Below are 19,388 nucleotides of genomic sequence, written 5' to 3' on the forward strand. Positions count from 1 at the left end.
CAAAGTGTAGATGCGCCGCGCGCTGCTGCGCAGGGGGTGTCGCGCGCAGATGACGACAGCGATGCGGGCCATCGAGTTGCATACGGCAAGTGGCCGAAGATCAGCATGGCGTCATCCTCGCGCAGGCGGGGATCCATAAACCATTCCAGCGGGCGCGCCTACTGGATCCCCGCCTACGCGGGGATGACGTCAAGACGTGGGAGATGGCGTCGCGTGTTTGCGCTACCGTTGCGCGCCCAATCACGCTGTTGCCGGAAGCCTTCGATGCGCCTGCCATCCCTGCTCCACGTCCTGCTGTTCGCCGCGCTGCTGTCGGCTCTGCCGCTGTTCGGCGCGGCGCCCGCGCGCGCCGATGACTCCGCCGCCGCACATGCGTTCAATCCCGCGCCCAACGGCAAGCCGGGCATGCGCTTCGGCCACTACACCTTCGCCCTGCTGTGGGAGCCGGGCGCCTGCCTCGCGCACGACCAACTCGCCGGGCCGGATTGCACCACGCGCACGCCCGGCGATGTACGCAGCCGGCAGTGGAGCCTGCACGGTTTGTGGGCCAGCACGCCCGCGGAGCTGCAGGCGCGGCACATGCCCGATCCCACCTGGTGGCGCTACGGCTGCTACTGGTATCGGCCGGATCACGCCATTCCACAAGGCTCGTGCAGCAACGCGGCGCTGGACCTGCCGCCGCCCCTGCATGCGCGCCTGTGGACAGCGATGCCGGCCGCGGCCACCTGTCTGGATCGCCACGAATACTTCAAGCACGCGGCCTGCCTCGGATTTCAGCCGGCGCCGTTTTTCAGTCAGACGCTGGACCTGCTCGATGCGGTCAACGCCAATCCGTTCACCGCGTGGATGCGCGCGCATCGCGGCCAGACGGTCAGCCGCGCCGCGCTGCTCGAGGCGTTCCAGCGCGGTTTCAAGCTGGATGCCAGCGCGGCGCTGGAGCTGCGCTGCGGGCGCCGCGAGGGCGCGCGGCGCGAGGATGTTCTGGTGCAGGCGTGGATGACGATCCGCGGCGATCGGCTCAAGCAATTCCCTGCGCCGCAGAGCTTTATGCCCGGACGCCGCGGCAACTGCGCGGCGCGCATCTTCATCGCGCGCTGAGCGGCATGACACGTATCCCGCGTCATGCCTGTCTTGCCTGTCTGTCTTCCCCCATCCCCGCCGCAGCGCGCCATGCTGGCGCGCTGATCATTTCCGGCCAGCCAAACCGCATGAATATTGCGGCTTAACAACAGCTTTCATACTGTTTCAATACAGCAACCGGTCCCATGGTTCGCAGGCGTGAAACGCGCGTTAGCCTTGCGTGACGGCGGGGTAAGCGCATGGCGGCGCAGCAGAAAATTCCGGCCCCCCCGTGCATCAGACGTAGCGCCACGGGCGCGCGTCGCTTTCTTTCACCGCACACCACGGGGTATCCCATGAATCCGCTGCTTGCACGCAACAAACTCTCGATTTTCATTGGACTGGCGTTGGCGTTTTCGACCAGCGCGGCGTTCGCGCAGACCACCACCAACACGGCCAACCCGACGCCACCGAAAAAAGTCGAGCGCCTGAAGACCATCATGGTCACCGGCTCGCTGATTCCGCAGATCGACGTGGAGACGCCGGCGCCGGTGCAGGTGATCACCGCCCAGCAGATCAAGCGCAGCGGCTTCACCTCGGTGTCCGCGGTGATCCGCGCGATCAGCGCCAACAACAGCGGCACCATCCCGAATGCGTTCACGCTCGGCTTCGCCGCGGGCGCGTCGGGCGTGGCCCTGCGTGGCCTCAACGTGGGTTCCACCCTGGTGCTGATCGATGGCCAGCGCACCGCGCCCTACGCGCTGGATGACGACGGCCAGCGCTCGTTCACCGATCTCAACACGATTCCGCTGAACGCGGTTTCGCGCATCGAGGTGCTGAAGGCCAGCGCCTCGTCGATCTACGGTTCCGCGGCCATCGGCGGCGTGGTCAACGTGATCATGCGTCGCACCTACCACGGCGCCGAAGCCAGCGGCGAGGTGGGTACCTCGCAGCATGGCGGCGGCGCCATGACCACGGCCAGTTTCATGGCCGGCACCGGCAGTCTGCAGCGCGATGGCCACAACGAGTACATCGATGTCGAGTACTCGAGGACCAATCCGGTCTACAACCGCCAGCGCGGCTTCCCGTTCAACACCACGAACCTGTCCTCGATCGGCGGCTTCAACAGCATCGGCGGCCAGCCATTCCTGAATTCGGGTTCGATCTACGGCTCGGTGGCGCCGGCCACGCTGGGCACCCCCGGCAATCTGCTGACTGGCCAGCAGATTCCCGGTAGCCTGGTGCAACCCCTGCGCCCCTGCGGACCGGGTTCGACCGCGACCACGACCGCTGGGGTCGGAAGTTATTGCACGCAGAACTTCACATCCCAGTATGGGGAGGTCGCGCCGCAGCAGAAGCGCTACGCCATCGATGGCCGCGTGAGCTTCAAGATCAACAGCGATACCACCGGCTATGTCAACGCCAGCTACGTGCAGGTGCAGACCATCTCCACCTCGGCGCCGTCGCAGATCCAGATCGGCACCCCGGTCAACTTCGGTGCGGTCGCCCTGCCGCCCACGTTGCTCAATGGCCAGCCCAACCCCAACGATCCGTACGCGGCGCAGGGCCAGTACGCGCTGCTCAACTACGCCTTCGGCGGTCTGCCGGGCTTCGGCAGCTTCAACTACACCAACCACAACATGCGCCTGGTGGCTGATCTGCATGGCTACTACGACTCGTGGCGTTACAACGCGGCGGCGGTGATCAATCACACCTACCTGACCGAGAACAACTACGGCTTCCTCAACATCCCGACGTTGCTGAACGATATCCAGACCGGCGCCTATAGCTTTGTCAATCCGGCTTCCAACAGCCCGGCGGTGCTGGCGGCGTTGTCGCCTGCAATCAGCAACACGGCCACCACCGACCTGCAGGAGTTCTCGCTGACCGCCTCGCATCATCTGTGGCGTCTGCCCGGCGGGCGCAGCGAGCTGGCCCTGGGCGGCAGCGTGCGCCACGAGTCGCAGTACGAACCCGAGATGAACCCGGGTAACAACGCGCTGGGCCTGGGCAACACCCAGATCATCGGCTCGCACGATGTCGGATCGCTGTACGGCGAGTTCCAGGCGCCGCTGCTGAAGTCGCTGGAGGCCGATATCTCGGGCCGTTTCAGCGACTACTCGGACTTCGGCACCAATTTCTCCCCGTCCGCGGGCTTCAAGTGGCAGCCGTTCAAGGAAATCGCCTTCCGCGGCACCTTCTCCAAGGGCTTCCGCGCGCCCAGCTTCGCCGAGAACGGCTCCAGCCAGACCACCGGCTACGTCAACGAGCAGGTGCCGGCCAATTTCGCGGCACTGCACGGCAACGACGCCTACACGCAGCCCTATGCCATCGCCCTGCTGAGCACGGCCAATCCGAACATCAAGCCGGAGACCTCGACCAGCTACACCCTGGGCACGGTCGTGCAGCCGCTGCCCAACCTGAGTGCCGCGATCGATTACTACGATATCAAGGTCAAGAACGTCATCACCTCGGGCAGTCCGTTCGTGCCCTTGAACGCCTACTTCGCCGGTCAGCCGATCCCGCCCGGTTACATCATGCAGTTCGACAACCCCGATCCGGCGTATCCCAGCGCACCGCTACGTCCGATCCTGGTCGGCGCACCCTACATCAACGCCAATTCGCTGCTCACCAAGGGCGTCGATGTGGACTTGCGCGGCCGCTTCCACTTCGCCGACAACCTGGAATGGATCAGCGAGTTCACCGCCACCGACATCCTGACCTGGAAGAAGAACTTCGGTCAGGGCAACCTGCAGATGGTCGGCACACAGGGACCGTACATCCTGTCCTCGGGCGCGGGTACGCCGAAGTGGCGCGCGTCGTGGTCCAACACCTTGACCAATGGCAAGTGGTCGGCCACCGCGTCGGTCTACTACGTCAGTGGCCTGTACATGAGCGCGCCAGATTACACGGGCAATTACGCGTGCATTTCCCAGGGTCCGAACGGGAACCTCCCGCCCAACTGCAAGGTACCCTCGTTCACCTACGTCGATCTCAACGGCAGCTATCACCTGACCCATAACATCGACATCTTCGGTGGCATCGAGAACCTGTTCGACCGCAGCCCGGGTTTCGATCCGCTCGATTACGCGGGTGTGAACTACAACCCCACCTACCAGCAGCCAGGCATCATCGGGCGTTATTTCCAGATGGGTGTGCGCGTGCGGATGTGAGCGCGGGCGGGTAATCACCGCAACGCGAATTTCCAAGGTGGTGTCACTTCAGCGCCGGCGCACAGCCGGCGCTTTTTTTCCAACAGATGGACTTGAAGCGATCGGTGCCGGTTCAATTGCGGCACGCGCGATGGCGGTGCGTGCTCAAGGTTCACCTGGACCCAAGGGGAACTCTGATCAAGCCTTGATTCGTCATTCCGGGGCCGCCGCAGGCGGAGCCCGGAATCCAGGGGGCCTGGCAAAAGCCCTGGATGACCCGCTGCGCGGTTATAAAGCGCCTCCCGCCTGCGCGGGGATGACGAAAGGAACAAGCTGCGCGGTGATGACGCCATCCTCCTTCGTCATTCCGGCCTTCGCCGGGATGACGGCTCCTGATTCGCGCTGAAGTTCATCTGGTTTTCCCTTCTCCCGCTGGGAGACGGGAAAAAGGGAAGTCCCCAAGGGAAGGTGGCGCGGAGCGATGCTTGCACCACGCGGCACGCTCGATCAGCACGCTCGATCAGATTGCGCAGCGCGTGGGCTTGCCCGCCGATCTGGTTGCACGCCTGCGCAGCGCGCGCCAAGCTCAAGGATCGTCCACGCGAGGGAGTAAACCATGCGGGTGTGTGTGTATTGCGCCTCCAGCGACGCGGCGCCGGCCGGGTTTCGCGTCGCCGCGCGGCGCCTGGGCGAGCTGCTGGCCGAGGGCGGCTGCACGGTGGTGTATGGCGGCGGTTCGTCCGGCTCGATGGGCGCGCTGGCGGCCGGTGCGCTGGCGCGCGGTGGCGAAGTCATCGGCGTGTTGCCGCGCTTCATGGCCGATCTGGAGTGGGGCTGGCCGGGCAAGGCGCACGCCGCGCCGCTGGATGCGCAAGGTTTGCGCATGGACCAAGGCAGCGCAGGCTGGCGCGCCGGTCCGGGCACGGTGGCCGGCGGCAATGGCACCTTCAACATGCAATACGTCGAGGACATGCGCGAGCGCAAGCATCGCCTGCTGGCCGATTCCGATGCCGTGGTCGCGCTGCCCGGCGGCTGCGGCACGCTGGAGGAACTGTTCGAGGCGATCACGCTCAAGCGCCTCGGCCTGTACTTCAAACCCATCGTGCTGCTCGACACCGATGGCCTGTTCGCGCCGCTGACGGCGTATCTCGATCGGCTCATCGATGCGCGCTTCATGAACCCCGAACACGCGGCGATGTGGCAGCGCGTGACCACGCCCGAGGAGGTGCTGCCGGCGATCCGCGCCACGCCCGACTGGCGCAGCGACGCGCGCGCCCGTGCCGTGCCGCGCTGAACGCTTGCAAAGCGGCACCCGCGCCCCATATCGCCACCGGATTCGCGCTGAAGTTCGGCCGTTAGCCCCTCTCCCGCCGGGAAAGGGGTTCGGCGCAGAGCAATCGTCACCATGAATTCGGCAGCGCCATGCTCCGTCCCGAACCCTTGTCCGGCGCTACGCGCCACCTTCTCCCGGGGGGAAAAGGGAAGTCAGTACCTCCGGCGCAGCGCGCCACGCTTTGACAAGTTCAAAGCTGTCTCTTCTCCCGGTGAGAGAAGGGAAGACCACAAGAATTGCGACATTGATCCGTTTTCCATGCCCGACCGTTCGAGGCCGCACCATGTCCATCCCCAGCGTCGCGCCCGACACACCCATCACCGACCGGCGCATGCTCGTGGACTACATCGCCGCGGGCGAGAAGCCCGACAGCGATTGGCGCATCGGCACCGAGCACGAGAAGTTCGGGTTTTATCTCGATGATCTGAGACCGCCGCCGTATGCGGGCGAGCGTGGCATCCGCGCGCTGCTCGAAGGCATCGCCGCGCGCCACGGCTGGGACATCATCCGTGAGGGTGAACTGCCGGTGGCGCTGCTGCGCGAAGCCGCCTCGATCACGCTGGAGCCGGCCGGACAATTGGAGCTTTCCGGAGCGCCGCTTGCGGATATCCACGAAACCTGCTGCGAGGTCAACGAGCATCTGGAGGAAGTGCGCGGCATCGCCGAACCCATGGGCATGGGTTTTCTCGGCATGGGCTTCCAGCCCAAATGGCGCCGCGACGAGATGCCATGGATGCCCAAGGGCCGCTACGCGATCATGCGCCGCTACATGCCGCTCAAGGGCCAGCTCGGCTTGGACATGATGACGCGCACCTGCACCGTGCAGGTGAATCTGGATTTCGCCTCCGAAGCGGACATGGTGAAGAAATTCCGCGTCGCGCTGGCGCTGCAGCCCATCGCCACCGCGCTGTTCGCCGACTCGCCGTTCACCGAGGGCAAGCCCAACGGCTTCCAGTCGTTCCGCTCGCAGGTGTGGACCGACACCGATCCAGATCGCACCGGCATGCTCGATTTCGTGTTCGCGGACGGCTTCGGCTACGAGCGTTACGTCGACTACCTGCTCGATGTGCCGATGTACTTCAGCTACCGCGATGGCCGCTACGTGGATTTGGCCGGGCAAAGTTTCCGCGATTTTCTCGCCGGCAAGCTGCCCGGGTTGCCCGGCGCGCTGCCCACGCTGCGCGATTTCGCCGATCACTTGACCACGGCCTTCCCCGAGGTGCGGCTGAAGAAATATCTGGAGATGCGCGGCGCCGATGGTGGCCCTTGGAATCGCCTGTGCGCGCTGCCGGCGTTCTGGGTGGGCCTGTTGTACGACGCTGCCGCGCTGGATGCCGCCTGGGATCTGGTCAAGGACTTCAGCATGGCCGAGCGCCATGCACTGCGCGACGGCGTGCCACGGCACGCGCTGAAGCTGCCATTTCGCCAGGCCACGGTGCGCGAGTTGGCGCTGCAGGCGTTGCAGATCGCGCAGGCGGGACTGCAGCGGCGCGCGCGGCTCAACAGCAATGGCGCCGACGAGGCGCACTTCGTCGAACCGCTGATCGAATTCGCGCTGGCCAACCAGACCCCGGCCGAACGCAAGCTGGAGCTGTTCCACGGCGCATGGAACGGCAGTGTCGACCCGGCGTTCCGCGAGTTCGCGTACTGATCGTTTGCAAAACCGGGCATCCTGCCGCCTGATTCCGAACGATTGCGTGCATGCAAACGGTCGCGGCGGAACCGCGCCACGTTTGTCGCGACAAGCGCTGGCGCGCTCATCGCGACGGCACTTTGGCATCTGCGCATCCTGCTTCACTGCCCAAGCCCAGCCTGCACCATCCATGGTTCCGGCGCGCGGCGGGGGGGGGGGGGCCCCCCCGCGCCCTGGTGCCGAGTGGTTTTGTAAATCGCTCGGCTGAGCATCGCGCAAGCGCGCGCGGCGCCGATCAATCCGCGCGTTTCAGCGCCAGCACCGCGTTGAGTCCGCCGAAGGCGAAGGAGTTGCTGAGCGCGGCATCGATGCGTTGCGCGCGCGCGTGATTGGGCACGTAATCGAGGTCGCAGGCGGGATCGGGATCGATGAAATTGATCGTGGGCGGGATCACGCCCGCGCGCAGCGCGCCGATCACGGCCACCAGCTCCAGCGCGCCGGCGGCGCCCAGCGCGTGGCCGTGCATGGACTTGGTCGAGCTGATCGCCAGGCGGTGCGCGTGATCAGCGAACACGGCGTGGATGGCCTGTGTCTCGGTGGGGTCGTTGGCCGGCGTACCGGTGCCATGGGCGTTGATGTAGCCGATGTCCTGCGGCGCGAGGCCGGCATCGACCAGCGCATTGCGCATGGCACTGGCCGCGCCTTCGACCTTGGGGAACACGATGTCGCCGGCATCCGCGCTCATGCCGGCACCGGCGAACTCGGCGAGGATGCTGGCGCCGCGCGCGCGCGCGTGCTCGTATTCCTCCAGCACGAATACCGCCGCGCCTTCGCCGAGCACCAGACCGCGGCGCTGTTTGCAGAATGGCCGGCAGGTGTCGTCGGAGAGCACGCGCATGGCTTCCCAGGCGCGCAGCGAGCTCAGCGACAGGCTCGCCTCGGTGCCGCCAGCGAGCATGATATCGGCTTGGCCAGCGCGGATCGCGCCCAGCGCCTGCGCCAGCGCATGATTGCTGGAGGCGCAGGCGCTGGATACCGCGAACGCCGGGCCGGTGAGTCCGAATTCCATGCTGATCTGGCTGGCTGGTGCGTTGTACATCGCACGCACGATGGTCAGCGGATGCAGGCGCGGATTGCCCTCGGCATACAGGCGCCGCGAGGCTGCGTCATGGGTCAGTTCGCCGCCGGCGCCGGTGCCGATGATGCAGCCCGCGCGCGCGCCCAAACCACTGGCGCGGAATTCCAGGCCGGCCTGGGCAACGGCCTCGCGCGCGGCCACCAGCGCGAACTGGCTGACGCGATCGAGCAGGATCAGGCGCTTCTCGTCGAAGTGCTGCAGTGGGTCGAAATCGCGCACCTCGGCGGCGTTGCCGGCGCGCAGGCTTTCGCGTGGCCCCGACTGCAGTGGCGCGATCGCACAGCGCCCAGCCGCGAGCGCATCCCACGTGTCTGCTGCATTCAATCCGAGCGGTGTGACCGCGCCCTGGCCGGTGATGGCGACCCTGCGTACGTGTCTCAGCACGTGTCTCAACCGTTGCCGGGTAGCGGCGTGGCTGCCTGCGCGGCGAGCAGTTTCCGCACGGTGTCGACCAGACCCTTGACCGACTCGGTGTCGAAATTGGGATCGCGATCAGGCATGGTGACCTTGAAGTGGTCCTCGATCTCGAACAGGATCTGCACCGCGTCCAGCGACTGGATTTCGAGATCCTTGAGCGTCGATTCGAGCGTGATCTTGCCGCGGTCGATGTTCGCTTCCTTGGCGATGATGTCGAAGATGGTGTCGGCGACGTTGTCGCTCATGAGACGAATACTCCTGACCGGGTGCCCGGCGGGTTGCCGGGATTACCCTAAAGCATACCGGAGCGCATGGCTTGCGAGCGATTCGAGAGGCTGCGCCGGGCGCCGGACAGGACCGCCACAAGCAGCATGCAAACCGTGGCAAGGTGCGCGATTTTAGTACAACGCCGCTTTGCACAACGCTGCTAATCGGCACCGATGGCGCGCAAGTGCCGCAGCACCGAAGACGTGTCGGGCTGGGCGTGCTCGTTGCGCAGCAGGCGCTGGAAGAAATGCGCCGAGCCCTCGATGACACGCTCGCGCTCACCGTCCAGGGTGACCATGTGGTAGCTCTCGGGCAGCTCCAGCAATTCGCTGGGTCCGGCGAGTTCGTCCATCACCAGGCGCGCGTTGCGCAGGCTGGCCACGTCGTCCTCGGTGGCATGCACCACCAGCGCGGGGGTGTGGATCTGCGGCAGACGCGCGCGCACATGCCGCGCCAGGCGATACAGCTCGGCCAGCGAGGGCCACGGATTGCCGGGCAGGCCGGCGGCGCTGGAATCGTCGCCAAACATGGCGCCGACGATGCGATTGCGCATGCGCTCATCGCGCAGGCCATAAGGAAAAACCTCAGTGAAGCTGCGCTTGCGGCCGATACCCAGCGGCACCACCCACGGCAGCAGGAAGGAGAACTTGGCGATGGTCGGCACCGCCCAGCCGTCGTAGCGGAACGTGGTGCCGTACAGCGCCATGCCGTGCACCGTTTCGGGTTGTTCCAGCGCGTAGTTCAGCGCCAGCAGCGCACCCATCGAGAGCCCGCCGACGAACAGCTTGTCCACTTGCGTGCCCAGCTTGGCGGCAGCCTCGCGCACGCTGGCGGCCCAGTCGCGCCAGCCGGTGGCGAGCAGATCCTCGACGCTGCCGCAGTGTCCGGCCAGTTGCATCGCGTACACCGTGTAGCCGCGGCGGTTGAGGCCCTTGGCCACGAAACGCATCTCCGCCGGGGTGCCGGTGAGGCCGTGGATGAGCAGAACGCCGTGGCGTCCGCCGGGCAGCAAATAGTCGACTTGTTTGGGCATCGGGAGGGAAAGTTTTGGGGTGACCTTGCGGCTACTGTGCCACTGCGACCCTGACTGGAGCCGGGGACGCAATCTTACGAAACCGCAAGATTCAATATGTCTAGTCTATCTGTCGCCGCCTGACTCGGCGCCTGCCTGGCCGATTGCAGGGGTTCCGTTACCCGCGCATGGTGCGCCGGCGCGCCGTGCAGCGCCGTGAGCGCGATCTCGAATCGTGCCGCATTTCAGTCACGCGCAGTTGCCCAGGAAGGGTGCGCGCGGCGAAAGCGCGTACAGTCTGCTGCCTCCAGCGCGGCGCGCGCGGTGCGCGGCACCGCTGCAGCCGCCAGCAGGCCAGGCGCACAGGCGGGGTCCATGCCGGCGCTCGGGCGCCAGCGTCGTCAATGCCTTCAGCGCGATCCACACTGCGCGGTCATGCCCGAACAGGTCAGCAGGCGCCCAGGCGGTGCCCAGTCAGGCGGCACGCGCGGTGCAATCAGCGCGCCACGGCGACAGGAAGCCGGCAACCATGCCGTGGGCGGCAGCTCGCCGCGCGCAGGTTTAGTGCGCGATGTGGTGACCATCGTCCTGCTCGGCGCCAGCCAGCACCAGAATGCCCAGCACGATCAACACGGCGCCGCCCAGTTGCGGCAGGCTCAGGTGCTCGCGCAGCAGCCAAGCCGAGAGGATCAGCACGCTGACCACGTTCAAGTGCGAGGCGGCGAACGCCGGTCCCACCGGCGCGTGCTTGAGCAGGCTCATGTAGGTGACGAACGCGCCCAGATAGCCGGCGATGGCGCCGTACACCCACGGCGAATGCGCCACGCGCAGCAGCCAGGCGAGATCCGTGGCGAAAGGTTCGGCGTGCATCGCGGCCAGCTTGAAACACAGTTGCGAAAGCGTGTCGAAGCCCATCAGCACCAGGAAACCGACCACGTAAAAGCGCCAGCGCGGTTTCATCCGACACCTACCAGGATCACGCCGGCGGCGATCAGCCCCACGCCCAGCAGGCGCCGAGGGGTCAGTTTTTCTCCGAACAGGAAACGCCCGCCAAGCATGATGGTGACCATGTTGAGCGTGGCCAGCAGCACGCCCTCGGCCAACGGCACCAGCGACAGAAACGCCAGCCACGCCACGAACTCGACGACGAACGACAGCAGCCCCAGCCACAGCCACGGCTTGCGTGCCATCGCGCGCCAGTGCGCCATGCCCTCGCCACCACCGTGATTGGCGGCAGCCTTGAAGGTGAGCTGGCCGCCAGTGTCGAACACCATCACGGTCAGCCAGGCGATGAAGGAGACGAGCGTCATGCGGCGCAGCCGATGCAACGGGGCGCGCGAGTATGGCGCGCGCACCGTGGCGGGTCGAGGCTGCGTGGCGCTGCCGGGCGCCGCGCGACTTCAAAAAGCCCGGCACATGGATGCGCCGCCGCGACGAGCGCGCAAGCGCTCGTCGCGACAAAGGTGGCGCGGCTCAGCCGCGACCGGTTGCTCGCAAACCGCGGCGGGGTGCCAAGTTTTGCAAAAATCCATTATCTCAACGCAGCGGACTGAGGATCTGATCGAGGGTGTCCGGCGTGCCTTTCATGCGCTCGAGGTGCGGGTAGCGCAAGCCGTCGTGGTTGCGCACCTGCAGTGGATACACATGGCCCTGGTTCTGCACCGTGAGCGTGATTGGCGCGGTGCCGCCCTTGGCCGCGGTGATGGCATCGTCCAACGCGCTCCGGCTGTAAACCTGATCGCCGACCGCGATCAGCTTCATGCCCGGTGCCAGTCCCGCCTGAAACGTCGGGCCATTCCACTGCACGTCCGTCAGACGGCCGTCCTTGTCCACCATGAAGCCGATCGATGCGGCGTAGCTGGCGAACTTGCGCCGCGCCTCCACTGCCTTGAGGCAGGCGTTGGTGTAATGCGCAGAGTGGTGCGCACCGAAGAGCCTGTAGGCCTGCCGCACCAGATTGTGGAATTTGCCCAGCTGCGGGCCGGATGATTGCAGATACTTGTTTCTGTCGGCCGTGACGTCGAGATGCACCGGCACCCTGGCGCCGGGGTCCAGATCAAAGCTCTCGAAGTACTCGCTGGCGATCAGCGGTCGAATCGACCAGCGTGTTCAGGCCCACCGGCGCGAACTGCACCGTGCCGCCCTGCGTGGCGGTGGCCTGCAGTGCGCTGCCAAATTGCCAGCCGGGCGGCAGCTTGACGCGGGGTCGCAGACTGATTGCGCGCGAGTAATGCCCGGCCGGATAAAACACCACCTGGCTCCATTCCAGATCGACCAACCCGGACGTGGCCGAAACGCTTTGCCAGAATTCATCGCCGCTGCTGGGTGAGGAAACTGGAACTTCAATTCGATCCAGCTGACGCCCTGCGGCACATCCAAATGCAGCGCGTACATATCGATCAGATCGCGGCGCCAGGCGATGCGCTGGCCGTTGCCGGAGATTTCCACGCCGACCACGTTGGCCAGCGGGCCGGAGGGCGAATGCTCGCCGGGAATCCACTTCGGGTAGTACAGCGTCAGCGCGCCGGGCCGCACCGGAATGGTTGCGCGCACGCGAAAAATCTTGCGCGACGCGTCGGTCAGGTCGACATGCAGCATCAGTGTGCCGGGGGCGGGCGACTGCGCGAGTCCGGGATAAGGCTCTGCACCGGGCCGGCGTACTCGGCGCCCACGTTGGCCAGGATTGCGTTCGCGCGTGGACCGCCAGCGGCAGGCTGGCGCCCAGCAGCGCGGCGACAAGGATCTTTTGCAAGGACAAACGATTCATGGACAAGACTCCCGCGGCCAAGACCCATGCTCATGTTGCGTGACGTGGATCACGTTCGGGCGCAAGCTGGCGTCAACGATTGCAACGCGAGCAGGTCGCGGCCCGCAACTTGCTGCAATGGCCTCATTGCTGATTGCCGGGCGTGTCCCCCGTCGTGAAAACCCGTCCTCTGTCCTCGCCGCCGCGCCAACCTTCCTGGAAGGCTTTCGATGCGAACGCCTTGGATCAAGCGCTCGAACGCCGCCTTGGTCCGGTGGTGCGCGCGCTGCTGTGGACCGCAGTCGGCGGCTACCTCAGCTTCGTGCTGGGTGGACAGATGACCGGAACCTCGGCGGTGCCGTTCTGGCTGCGCCTGGCGCCTGTCGTTCCATTGACCCTGCTGGCGCTGCTCGGTTTGCTGCATCGGGCGCCGCGATATTACGGCGCGCTGGGTCTGGCCGCGTTGGCGTGGCTGGAACTGGGGATCTTCCTCAACGGCTATGCGCGGCCCGAAGGATTGAGCTGGATTCTGCCGGCATACACGCTGCTGCCGATCGCGGCCAGTCCGATCTGGCTCAAACGCCGCCATTTTGTCGCCGCCGCGGTGATCTGCACCCTGCTCGGGCCGCTGCCGCTGTTGTGGCTGGAGCCGCCCGGGCCGTGGCAGATGTTCCAGTATGCCGATTACATTGTGATCGCCGTCGTCGTGGCCGCGGTGCTCAATGGTTATCAGGTGCGTCTGATTCGCCAGCACCTGGAATTGGAGGAACGCTTGCGTCTGCGCGCTGATGTCGACGAACTGACCGGTGTGGCCACGCGCGCGCGTTTTCTGGAGCAGGCGCGCAGCCTGCTGGTCAAGGCCATCGACAGCGGCACGTCGCTGTCGGTGCTGTACCTGGACGCCGATCACTTCAAGCAGCTCAACGACAATCACGGCCACGCCGCCGGTGACACGGCGTTGGCCGGCATGGGTCGCATCCTGCGCGAGCACCTGCGCGGTCATGATCTGATCGGGCGCATCGGAGGCGAGGAATTCGCGGTGCTGCTGCCCGGGCTCGATGCCGAAGCCGCGCGCGCCACGGCCGAGCGCCTGCGCCGCGCGGTCACGCTGCAGCGCAGTGCCGGTCAGGCGCTGAGCATCAGCATCGGCGTCGCCGTGCGTGGCGAGGAAACCGTGCTGGAGCCGCTGCTGGCGCGTGCTGATCAAGCCCTTGCCGCGGCGAAGCGCGGCGGGCGCAATCGCGTCGAGGTGGCCGGCTGAGCACAACGGCCCGGTCCGCGAAGGACGCCAAGAACGCGAAGGATTGATGGGATATTCGCGCAGGCTTCCGCGTGCGCCGAACGTCTGCTCCGTTGCGGATTTCCTTCGCGATCTTCGCGTCTTTGGCGGACAAGAAAGGTTATGGTTCGTCCGCCGTGCCGCGCGCCAGCACGCTGCGCCTGATGCCGTAGCCGAAGTAGATCCACAGCCCCAGCGCCATCCAGATGATGAAGCGCCAGTAAGTCACCGCATGCAAGCCCCAGATCAGCGCGATCGAGAAGAGAATGCCGATCAGCGGCACCCATGGCACCCACGGCGTGCGGAAGCGGCGCGGCAGATCGGGTTGGCGCACGCGCAGCACGATGATCGAGGCGCAGATCACGATGAAGGCACTGAGCGTGCCGATGTTGACCATTTCGGCCAGCTCGCCGATCGGCAGCAGCCCGGCCAGCAGCGCCGTGGCCACGCCCAGGATCAGCGTCGGTCGGTAGGGCGTGCGCCAACGCGGATGCGGGCGCGCGAACCAGCCCGGCAGCAGCCCGTCGCGCGCCAGCGCGAACCAGATGCGCGCCGCCGCCAGCATGAAGGCGAACAACACGCTGGTGATGCCGGCCACCGCCGCCACCGAAATCGCCACCATCACCCAGTGCGCGCCCACCGCCGCGAAGGCGCTGGCCACCGGCGCATTACTGTTGAGTTCCGGGTACGGCACCATGCCGGTCAGCACCAGCGAGATCGCCAGGTACAGCGCCATCGAGATGCCCAGCGACAGCAGTACCGCGCGCGGCAGATCGCGCTGCGGATCGCGCGATTCCTCCGCGGCGGTGGTCAGCGTGTCGTAGCCGAACACCGCGAAAAACACCACGCTGGCCGCGGCCAGCACGCCCTGCCAGCCGAAATGTCCGACGCCATCGATCACCACGCGCGGCGGCACGAACGGATGCCAGTTGGCCGGGTTCACGTAGTACACGCCGGCGACGATCACCAGCGCCACGCCGATCACCTTGATCACCACCACCGTGGTGTTGAAGCGCGCGCCCCATTCGGTGCCGATGGTCAGCAGACCAGCGATGCCCAGAGACACGGCCGCGGCGATGACATTGAACACGTGTCCGCCGGTCGGCCGCGGCGCCGGATGGTCGAGAGTGAAGCCCACCCACATCGCCGCGCGATCCCAGTAATAAGCCAGCGTGTCCGAACTCAGATTGCCCTGCGCCCACCGCGGCAGATGCAGGCTGGCCGCAGACAACAGCGCCTGCATGTAGCCGGACCAGCCGATCGCCACCACGGCCACGATCAGCGCGTACTCCAGCAGCAGATCCCAGCCGATGACCCACGCGGCGAACTCGCCCAGCACCGCGTAGCCATAGGTGTAGGCGCTGCCGGTGACCGGGATCAGCCCGGCGAACTCGGCGTAGCACAGCGCCGCCGCCGCGCTGGCGACGCCGGCGATCAGAAACGAGATGAATACCGCCGGCCCGGCGTTGACCGCGGCCTGCTGCCCGGCGAGCACGAAGATGCCGACGCCGATGATGCCGCCGATGCCGATGGCGGTGAGCTGCCAGATGCCCAGCACGCGGCGCAGATCGCGCCGCGCCCCGGCCTCCTGCTGCAATTGCGCGATGCTCTTGTGGCGGGTGAGGGCTTGGCTCCAGCGCATGGCGACTCCTGATGCTGTTGCGTGCCTGATACACGCGCAAGGCGGCGATGCTAGCAGGCGTCACCGCGCCGGGGTGGCGCTAAGCTCGCCAGCTCTTGCTTGTCCAGGGTGGACACGCATGTACAGAGCCCGCCGTGATGCTGCTGGAACGCGATGACTCATTGCGTGCGCTGGCTGAGCAGGCCGCGCGCGCCGCGCGCGGCAATGGCGGCACGGTGCTGCTGGCCGGGGAGGCGGGCATCGGCAAAACCACGCTGCTGCGGGCTTTTGCCGCGCAGCAGGGTGCAGCGTGCCGTGTGTTGTGGGGCGCCTGCGAGCCTTTGTCCACGGCGCGGCCGCTGGGGCCGCTGCAGGACATAGCGGCGCTGCTGGATGATGAACTGGCGGCACTGCTCAATGCGGGCGCGCCGCCGCCACGCATCTTCGCCATGGTGCTGGACAGTCTGCAGCATGCGTCGACGCCGAGCGTGCTGATCTTCGAGGATGTGCACTGGGCCGACGCGGCCACGCTCGATCTGATCCGCTACCTGGGGCGGCGTCTGCCGGCGCTGTCGACGCTGCTGATTCTGAGTCTGCGCAGCGACGAAGTGGCGCCCGATCACCCCTTGGCGCGTCTGCCCGGTGATCTGCCTGCTGCCGCGCTGTCGCACATCAAGCTGGCGCCGCTGTCCGCCGCCGCGGTCGTCATGTTGGCGCAGCGGGTTGGTCGCGATGGCGACGCGTTGTATCGCGTCACCGCCGGCAATCCATTTTTCGTGACCGAGGTGCTGGCGGAGTCAGGCGTTGCGGGCGCGGAGCTGCCGGTCACCGTGCGCGATGCGGTGTGGGCGCGGCTGGCGCGATTGGATGCGCAGGAGCGCTGGATGCTCGATCTGATCAGCGTGATTCCCGGCGCCGTGGAGCGTGCGCTGTGGACCGCGCTGCGCGCCGAGGACGTGGCCGCGGCCGAGCGCTGCATCGCGCGCGGCATCCTGGTGCGCGACGCTGCGGGCGCGCTGGCGTTTCGGCACGAGCTGGCACGTCAGGCGGTGCTGGCGCAACTGGCGCCCGAGGAGCAGCGCCACCTGCATGCGCATGTGCTGGCCCTGCTCGAGCGGCACGCGCCGATGGTCCATGCGTCCCTGGCGCAGTTGGCACATCACGCCGCCGCGGCCGCGGATGCCCAACGTGTACTGACGCTGGCGCCGCGCGCCGCCGCCGAGGCGGCGGCACTGGGCGCGCATCGACAGGCGGCGCAGCAACTGGAAACGGCGTTGCGCTTCGTGACGCAGGCACCTGCGGCTTTGGCCGCCCAGCTCTATCAGGATTGGGCCTATGAAGCCGGACTGTCCGTGCGCATCGACGATGCCGTGATCGCGGCGCGGCACCAGTCCATCGCGTTGTGGCGCGGCCTGAACTGCGGCGACAAGGTGGGGCACAATCTGCGCTGGCTGTCGCGCCTGCACTGGTATCGCGGCGACGGGCGGCAGGCCGAGGATTACGCCGACGCGGCGGTGCGCGAGCTGGAGGCGCTGCCCGCCAGCGCCGAGCTGGCCATGGCCTACAGCGTGCGTTCGCAATTGCACATGTTGCACGATCGTTTCGAGTTGGCGATCGAATGGGGCGAGCGCGCGCTAGCGTTGGCCGAGCAGGTGGGTGACCTCGAAACGCGCGTGCACGCGCTCAACAACATCGGCACCGCGCAATTGTCCGCTACCGACAGCGATCCGAGTGGACAGGCCAAGCTCGAGCAAAGTCTGCGGTTGGCCCTGGCGCACGGCTATCACGAGCACGCCGCGCGTGCGTATACAAACCTCGGCGAGCATGCCGTCGCGTTCAAGGACTTCGCGCTGGCCGAGCGCGTGCTCGAGGAGGGCATCGCGTTTGATCGCCGCCATGATCTGGAAGTCTGGATCCACTATCTGGTGGGCTGCCAGGCGCAACTGCGCCTGGAGCAGGGACGGCTGCATGAAGCCGAGACCATGGCGCAACGCATCGTCGCGATGACGACGCTGAGCGCGGTCGAGCGCCTGCCAGCCATGTGCGGGCTGGGAAAGGCGCAGGCAAGGCTCGGCATTGGTAGCGGTACGGACGTGCTGCAGGAAGCTCTGCAACTGGCGTTGACGACTGCCGAACCGCAGCGCACGGTGCCGCCGCGCCTGGCGCTGGTCGAGGCCGCGTGGCTGGTGCAGGACACCGTCGCATGCGTCGCGCAGCTTTCGGCATTGGCAGCGATGACGGATGCCTGTCTCGATCCCTGGGAATGTGGGGAGCTGGCGGTCTGGTGCCAGCGACTACAGATGCGCCGCCGCGTGGCGCGGGCACGATCTGCGCAGCAAATACCGGAACCCTGGGCGGCCGAGCTGCGCGGCGATCCCGCTGCCGCCGCCACGGCCTGGATGCAACTTGGAATGCCGTGCGAAGCCGCGCTGGCACTGCTGCAGGTGCGCGGCGCGGGCGCGGGCGCCGCGTTGGCCCAGGCGTTGCGTCTGCTGGAGCCGATCGACGCGCAGGCGCTGATCACGCGGCTGCGTGGTTTGGCGCGCGAATTGGGCGTGCAGGCTGCGCTGCCACGGCGCCGATACGGTCCCTATCGCGCCGCGCGCGCGCATCCGCTCGGTCTGACCCGGCGCGAGCTGCAGGTGCTGAGGCTGCTGGCCGATGGTCACGGCAACCGCGACATCGCGCTGCGCCTGTCGCGCTCGCCGCGCACCATCGAGCACCACATCGCCAGCGTTTACGCCAAGCTCGGCGTCAACGGTCGCATCGAGTTGTTGTTGCGATTGCAGAGTGAGCCGTGGGTATTGGCAGCGACCGCCGCGACCGCAGCGCCGCCTGAAAAATAGGTGGTCGCGCGCGCCAAAAATGGGCGCGCATCCCCAAGAGCGCCAGGCCCGACGTGCCTAAGGTGGTGCCTGCGCCGTTCCAGGCCATGCCATCCGGGCATGACCGCATCGGCGCACGGAATCGCAGGGTTCCGCGGCCGGTGCCCCGCAGGCGCCTATGACGGGAGAGCACATCATGAACCTACAAGTGAAGTTGTTGGCAGGTGCCGCTGCGCTGTTGCTCGGCAGTGGCGCATTTGCGCAAGGCGGCGGGCAGGACGATCTACACGCCATCGCCAAGGCCAGCGGCCTGCATGTGCGGCAGGTGCAGATGCTGCTGGGCTATGCCTCCGGACAGATATCCAGCCACAGCTACGAGCAGGCCGAGCGCAAGCTGCGCCGCGCCGTGCAGGAAGGTCGCGTGCAATTGCAACTGCCCGAGTGGGTGAGTGCGGAGCAGGCCGCGCGCCTGGGCGTGCCGGCGCGCGCGTCAGCCACGACCTTGGTCGCGGTCGCCAAAGCCGGGCAATGAACAGCGGGCCGGTCGCGTCCACATCTGCACGCATAAACGCACGGAGGATTGCCGCATGAACGCGTCCACAAAACCAATCACGCGGCTGGCAGTCGTGGCCGGCTTGGCATTGGCCGCGCTTCAAGCGCAGGCATCGCCTGCTGCGCCGAGCGAGGGATTCCGCTGGTTCTGCGAGCGCGGGGGCGCGCCCAGCGTGGCTGAGATTCGCGACCATTTCGGCATCGCCAATGCCGGGCAGGCCTGTCAGTGGCGCGGCGTGGTGCACCGTTATCTGCCAAGTGCCGCCGCGCCGCGCGCATGGCGCAGGAACGGACCCGCAATCAGGAGCGTCTGGCCGAAGCCGGCGCGCGGGCGCCCTGAGATTGTGCCATGAG

At 66.8% G+C, this 19,388-nt stretch carries 16 protein-coding genes and 1 pseudogene; 8 read left to right on the forward strand and 9 right to left on the reverse strand.

Annotated elements, in window-relative coordinates; all coding sequences use genetic code 11:
- Window positions 1–264: 264 nt before the first annotated feature.
- From ACYDAT_RS02435 to ACYDAT_RS02450, 4 genes are all read left to right on the forward strand, one after another.
- Entirely contained in the window at window positions 265–1,098 is an 834-nt protein-coding gene (locus tag ACYDAT_RS02435; protein ID WP_461448379.1) for a ribonuclease T2 family protein, read from the forward strand.
- A gap of 317 nt (window positions 1,099–1,415) precedes the next feature.
- Entirely contained in the window at window positions 1,416–4,232 is a 2,817-nt protein-coding gene (locus tag ACYDAT_RS02440; protein WP_461448380.1) for a TonB-dependent receptor, read from the forward strand.
- 595 nt (window positions 4,233–4,827) lie between these two features.
- Complete coding sequence (locus tag ACYDAT_RS02445; RefSeq protein WP_461438256.1) at window positions 4,828–5,505, forward strand: LOG family protein; 678 nt, start codon at window positions 4,828–4,830, stop codon at window positions 5,503–5,505.
- A gap of 322 nt (window positions 5,506–5,827) precedes the next feature.
- A complete protein-coding gene (locus ACYDAT_RS02450) occupies window positions 5,828–7,195 on the forward strand; it encodes a glutamate--cysteine ligase (RefSeq protein WP_461438257.1) in 1,368 nt (455 codons plus the stop codon).
- Window positions 7,196–7,472: 277 nt separating this feature from the next.
- Here ACYDAT_RS02450 and ACYDAT_RS02455 read toward each other — a convergent pair whose 3' ends face one another.
- From ACYDAT_RS02455 to ACYDAT_RS02490, 8 genes and pseudogenes are all read right to left on the reverse strand, one after another.
- Window positions 7,473–8,699: a beta-ketoacyl-[acyl-carrier-protein] synthase family protein gene (locus tag ACYDAT_RS02455; RefSeq protein WP_461438258.1), complete on the reverse strand. Its 1,227-nt coding sequence runs from the start codon at window positions 8,697–8,699 to the stop codon at window positions 7,473–7,475.
- Between the two features lie 5 nt (window positions 8,700–8,704).
- Window positions 8,705–8,977, reverse strand: a complete 273-nt coding sequence (locus tag ACYDAT_RS02460; RefSeq protein WP_461438259.1) for an acyl carrier protein — start codon at window positions 8,975–8,977, stop codon at window positions 8,705–8,707.
- Window positions 8,978–9,159: 182 nt separating this feature from the next.
- Window positions 9,160–10,032: an alpha/beta hydrolase gene (locus ACYDAT_RS02465; protein WP_461438260.1), complete on the reverse strand. Its 873-nt coding sequence runs from the start codon at window positions 10,030–10,032 to the stop codon at window positions 9,160–9,162.
- Between the two features lie 540 nt (window positions 10,033–10,572).
- Window positions 10,573–10,971 (reverse strand): EamA family transporter, encoded by a 399-nt coding sequence (locus tag ACYDAT_RS02470; RefSeq protein ID WP_461448381.1) that lies wholly within the window; start codon window positions 10,969–10,971, stop codon window positions 10,573–10,575.
- Complete coding sequence (locus ACYDAT_RS02475) at window positions 10,968–11,321, reverse strand: EamA family transporter (protein WP_461438262.1); 354 nt, start codon at window positions 11,319–11,321, stop codon at window positions 10,968–10,970. Before ACYDAT_RS02475 ends, ACYDAT_RS02470 begins: the two co-directional genes overlap by 4 nt.
- 226 nt (window positions 11,322–11,547) lie before the next feature.
- Complete coding sequence (locus tag ACYDAT_RS02480) at window positions 11,548–12,042, reverse strand: hypothetical protein (protein WP_461448382.1); 495 nt, start codon at window positions 12,040–12,042, stop codon at window positions 11,548–11,550.
- 25 nt (window positions 12,043–12,067) lie between these two features.
- Window positions 12,068–12,265 (reverse strand): M61 family metallopeptidase, encoded by a 198-nt coding sequence (locus ACYDAT_RS02485; RefSeq protein WP_461448383.1) that lies wholly within the window; start codon window positions 12,263–12,265, stop codon window positions 12,068–12,070.
- Between the two features lie 89 nt (window positions 12,266–12,354).
- A pseudogene (locus tag ACYDAT_RS02490) lies at window positions 12,355–12,609 on the reverse strand (M61 family metallopeptidase); the annotation flags it as partial.
- A gap of 323 nt (window positions 12,610–12,932) precedes the next feature.
- On the opposite strand from ACYDAT_RS02490, the gene ACYDAT_RS02495 reads away from it, so the two are divergent.
- Window positions 12,933–14,018, forward strand: a complete 1,086-nt coding sequence (locus ACYDAT_RS02495) for a GGDEF domain-containing protein (RefSeq protein ID WP_461448384.1) — start codon at window positions 12,933–12,935, stop codon at window positions 14,016–14,018.
- A 139-nt stretch (window positions 14,019–14,157) separates the two neighbouring features.
- Here ACYDAT_RS02495 and ACYDAT_RS02500 read toward each other — a convergent pair whose 3' ends face one another.
- Window positions 14,158–15,678 (reverse strand): amino acid permease, encoded by a 1,521-nt coding sequence (locus ACYDAT_RS02500; RefSeq protein ID WP_461448385.1) that lies wholly within the window; start codon window positions 15,676–15,678, stop codon window positions 14,158–14,160.
- A 137-nt stretch (window positions 15,679–15,815) separates the two neighbouring features.
- Between ACYDAT_RS02500 and ACYDAT_RS02505 the strand changes: the two genes are divergently transcribed.
- The 3 genes from ACYDAT_RS02505 (at window position 15,816) to ACYDAT_RS02515 (ending at window position 19,387) form a co-directional block, all read left to right on the forward strand.
- Entirely contained in the window at window positions 15,816–18,503 is a 2,688-nt protein-coding gene (locus ACYDAT_RS02505; RefSeq protein ID WP_461448410.1) for an AAA family ATPase, read from the forward strand.
- Between the two features lie 175 nt (window positions 18,504–18,678).
- Complete coding sequence (locus tag ACYDAT_RS02510) at window positions 18,679–19,014, forward strand: hypothetical protein (protein ID WP_461448386.1); 336 nt, start codon at window positions 18,679–18,681, stop codon at window positions 19,012–19,014.
- A 55-nt stretch (window positions 19,015–19,069) separates the two neighbouring features.
- Window positions 19,070–19,387 (forward strand): hypothetical protein, encoded by a 318-nt coding sequence (locus tag ACYDAT_RS02515; protein ID WP_461448387.1) that lies wholly within the window; start codon window positions 19,070–19,072, stop codon window positions 19,385–19,387.
- Window position 19,388: the final 1 nt, after the last annotated feature.

Source organism: Metallibacterium sp., assembly GCF_054637675.1.

Bases quoted from the DNA above. Each gene is read 5' to 3' on its own strand.
- ACYDAT_RS02435 (WP_461448379.1), top strand. From the start codon at position 265: ATGCGCCTGCCATCCCTGCTCCACGTCCTGCTGTTCGCCGCGCTGCTG.
- ACYDAT_RS02440 (WP_461448380.1), top strand. From the start codon at position 1,416: ATGAATCCGCTGCTTGCACGCAACAAACTCTCGATTTTCATTGGACTG.
- ACYDAT_RS02445 (WP_461438256.1), top strand. From the start codon at position 4,828: ATGCGGGTGTGTGTGTATTGCGCCTCCAGCGACGCGGCGCCGGCCGGG.
- ACYDAT_RS02450 (WP_461438257.1), top strand. From the start codon at position 5,828: ATGTCCATCCCCAGCGTCGCGCCCGACACACCCATCACCGACCGGCGC.
- ACYDAT_RS02460 (WP_461438259.1), bottom strand. From the start codon at position 8,977: ATGAGCGACAACGTCGCCGACACCATCTTCGACATCATCGCCAAGGAA.
- ACYDAT_RS02465 (WP_461438260.1), bottom strand. From the start codon at position 10,032: ATGCCCAAACAAGTCGACTATTTGCTGCCCGGCGGACGCCACGGCGTT.
- ACYDAT_RS02470 (WP_461448381.1), bottom strand. From the start codon at position 10,971: ATGAAACCGCGCTGGCGCTTTTACGTGGTCGGTTTCCTGGTGCTGATG.
- ACYDAT_RS02475 (WP_461438262.1), bottom strand. From the start codon at position 11,321: ATGACGCTCGTCTCCTTCATCGCCTGGCTGACCGTGATGGTGTTCGAC.
- ACYDAT_RS02500 (WP_461448385.1), bottom strand. From the start codon at position 15,678: ATGCGCTGGAGCCAAGCCCTCACCCGCCACAAGAGCATCGCGCAATTG.
- ACYDAT_RS02505 (WP_461448410.1), top strand. From the start codon at position 15,816: ATGCTGCTGGAACGCGATGACTCATTGCGTGCGCTGGCTGAGCAGGCC.
- ACYDAT_RS02510 (WP_461448386.1), top strand. From the start codon at position 18,679: ATGAACCTACAAGTGAAGTTGTTGGCAGGTGCCGCTGCGCTGTTGCTC.
- ACYDAT_RS02515 (WP_461448387.1), top strand. From the start codon at position 19,070: ATGAACGCGTCCACAAAACCAATCACGCGGCTGGCAGTCGTGGCCGGC.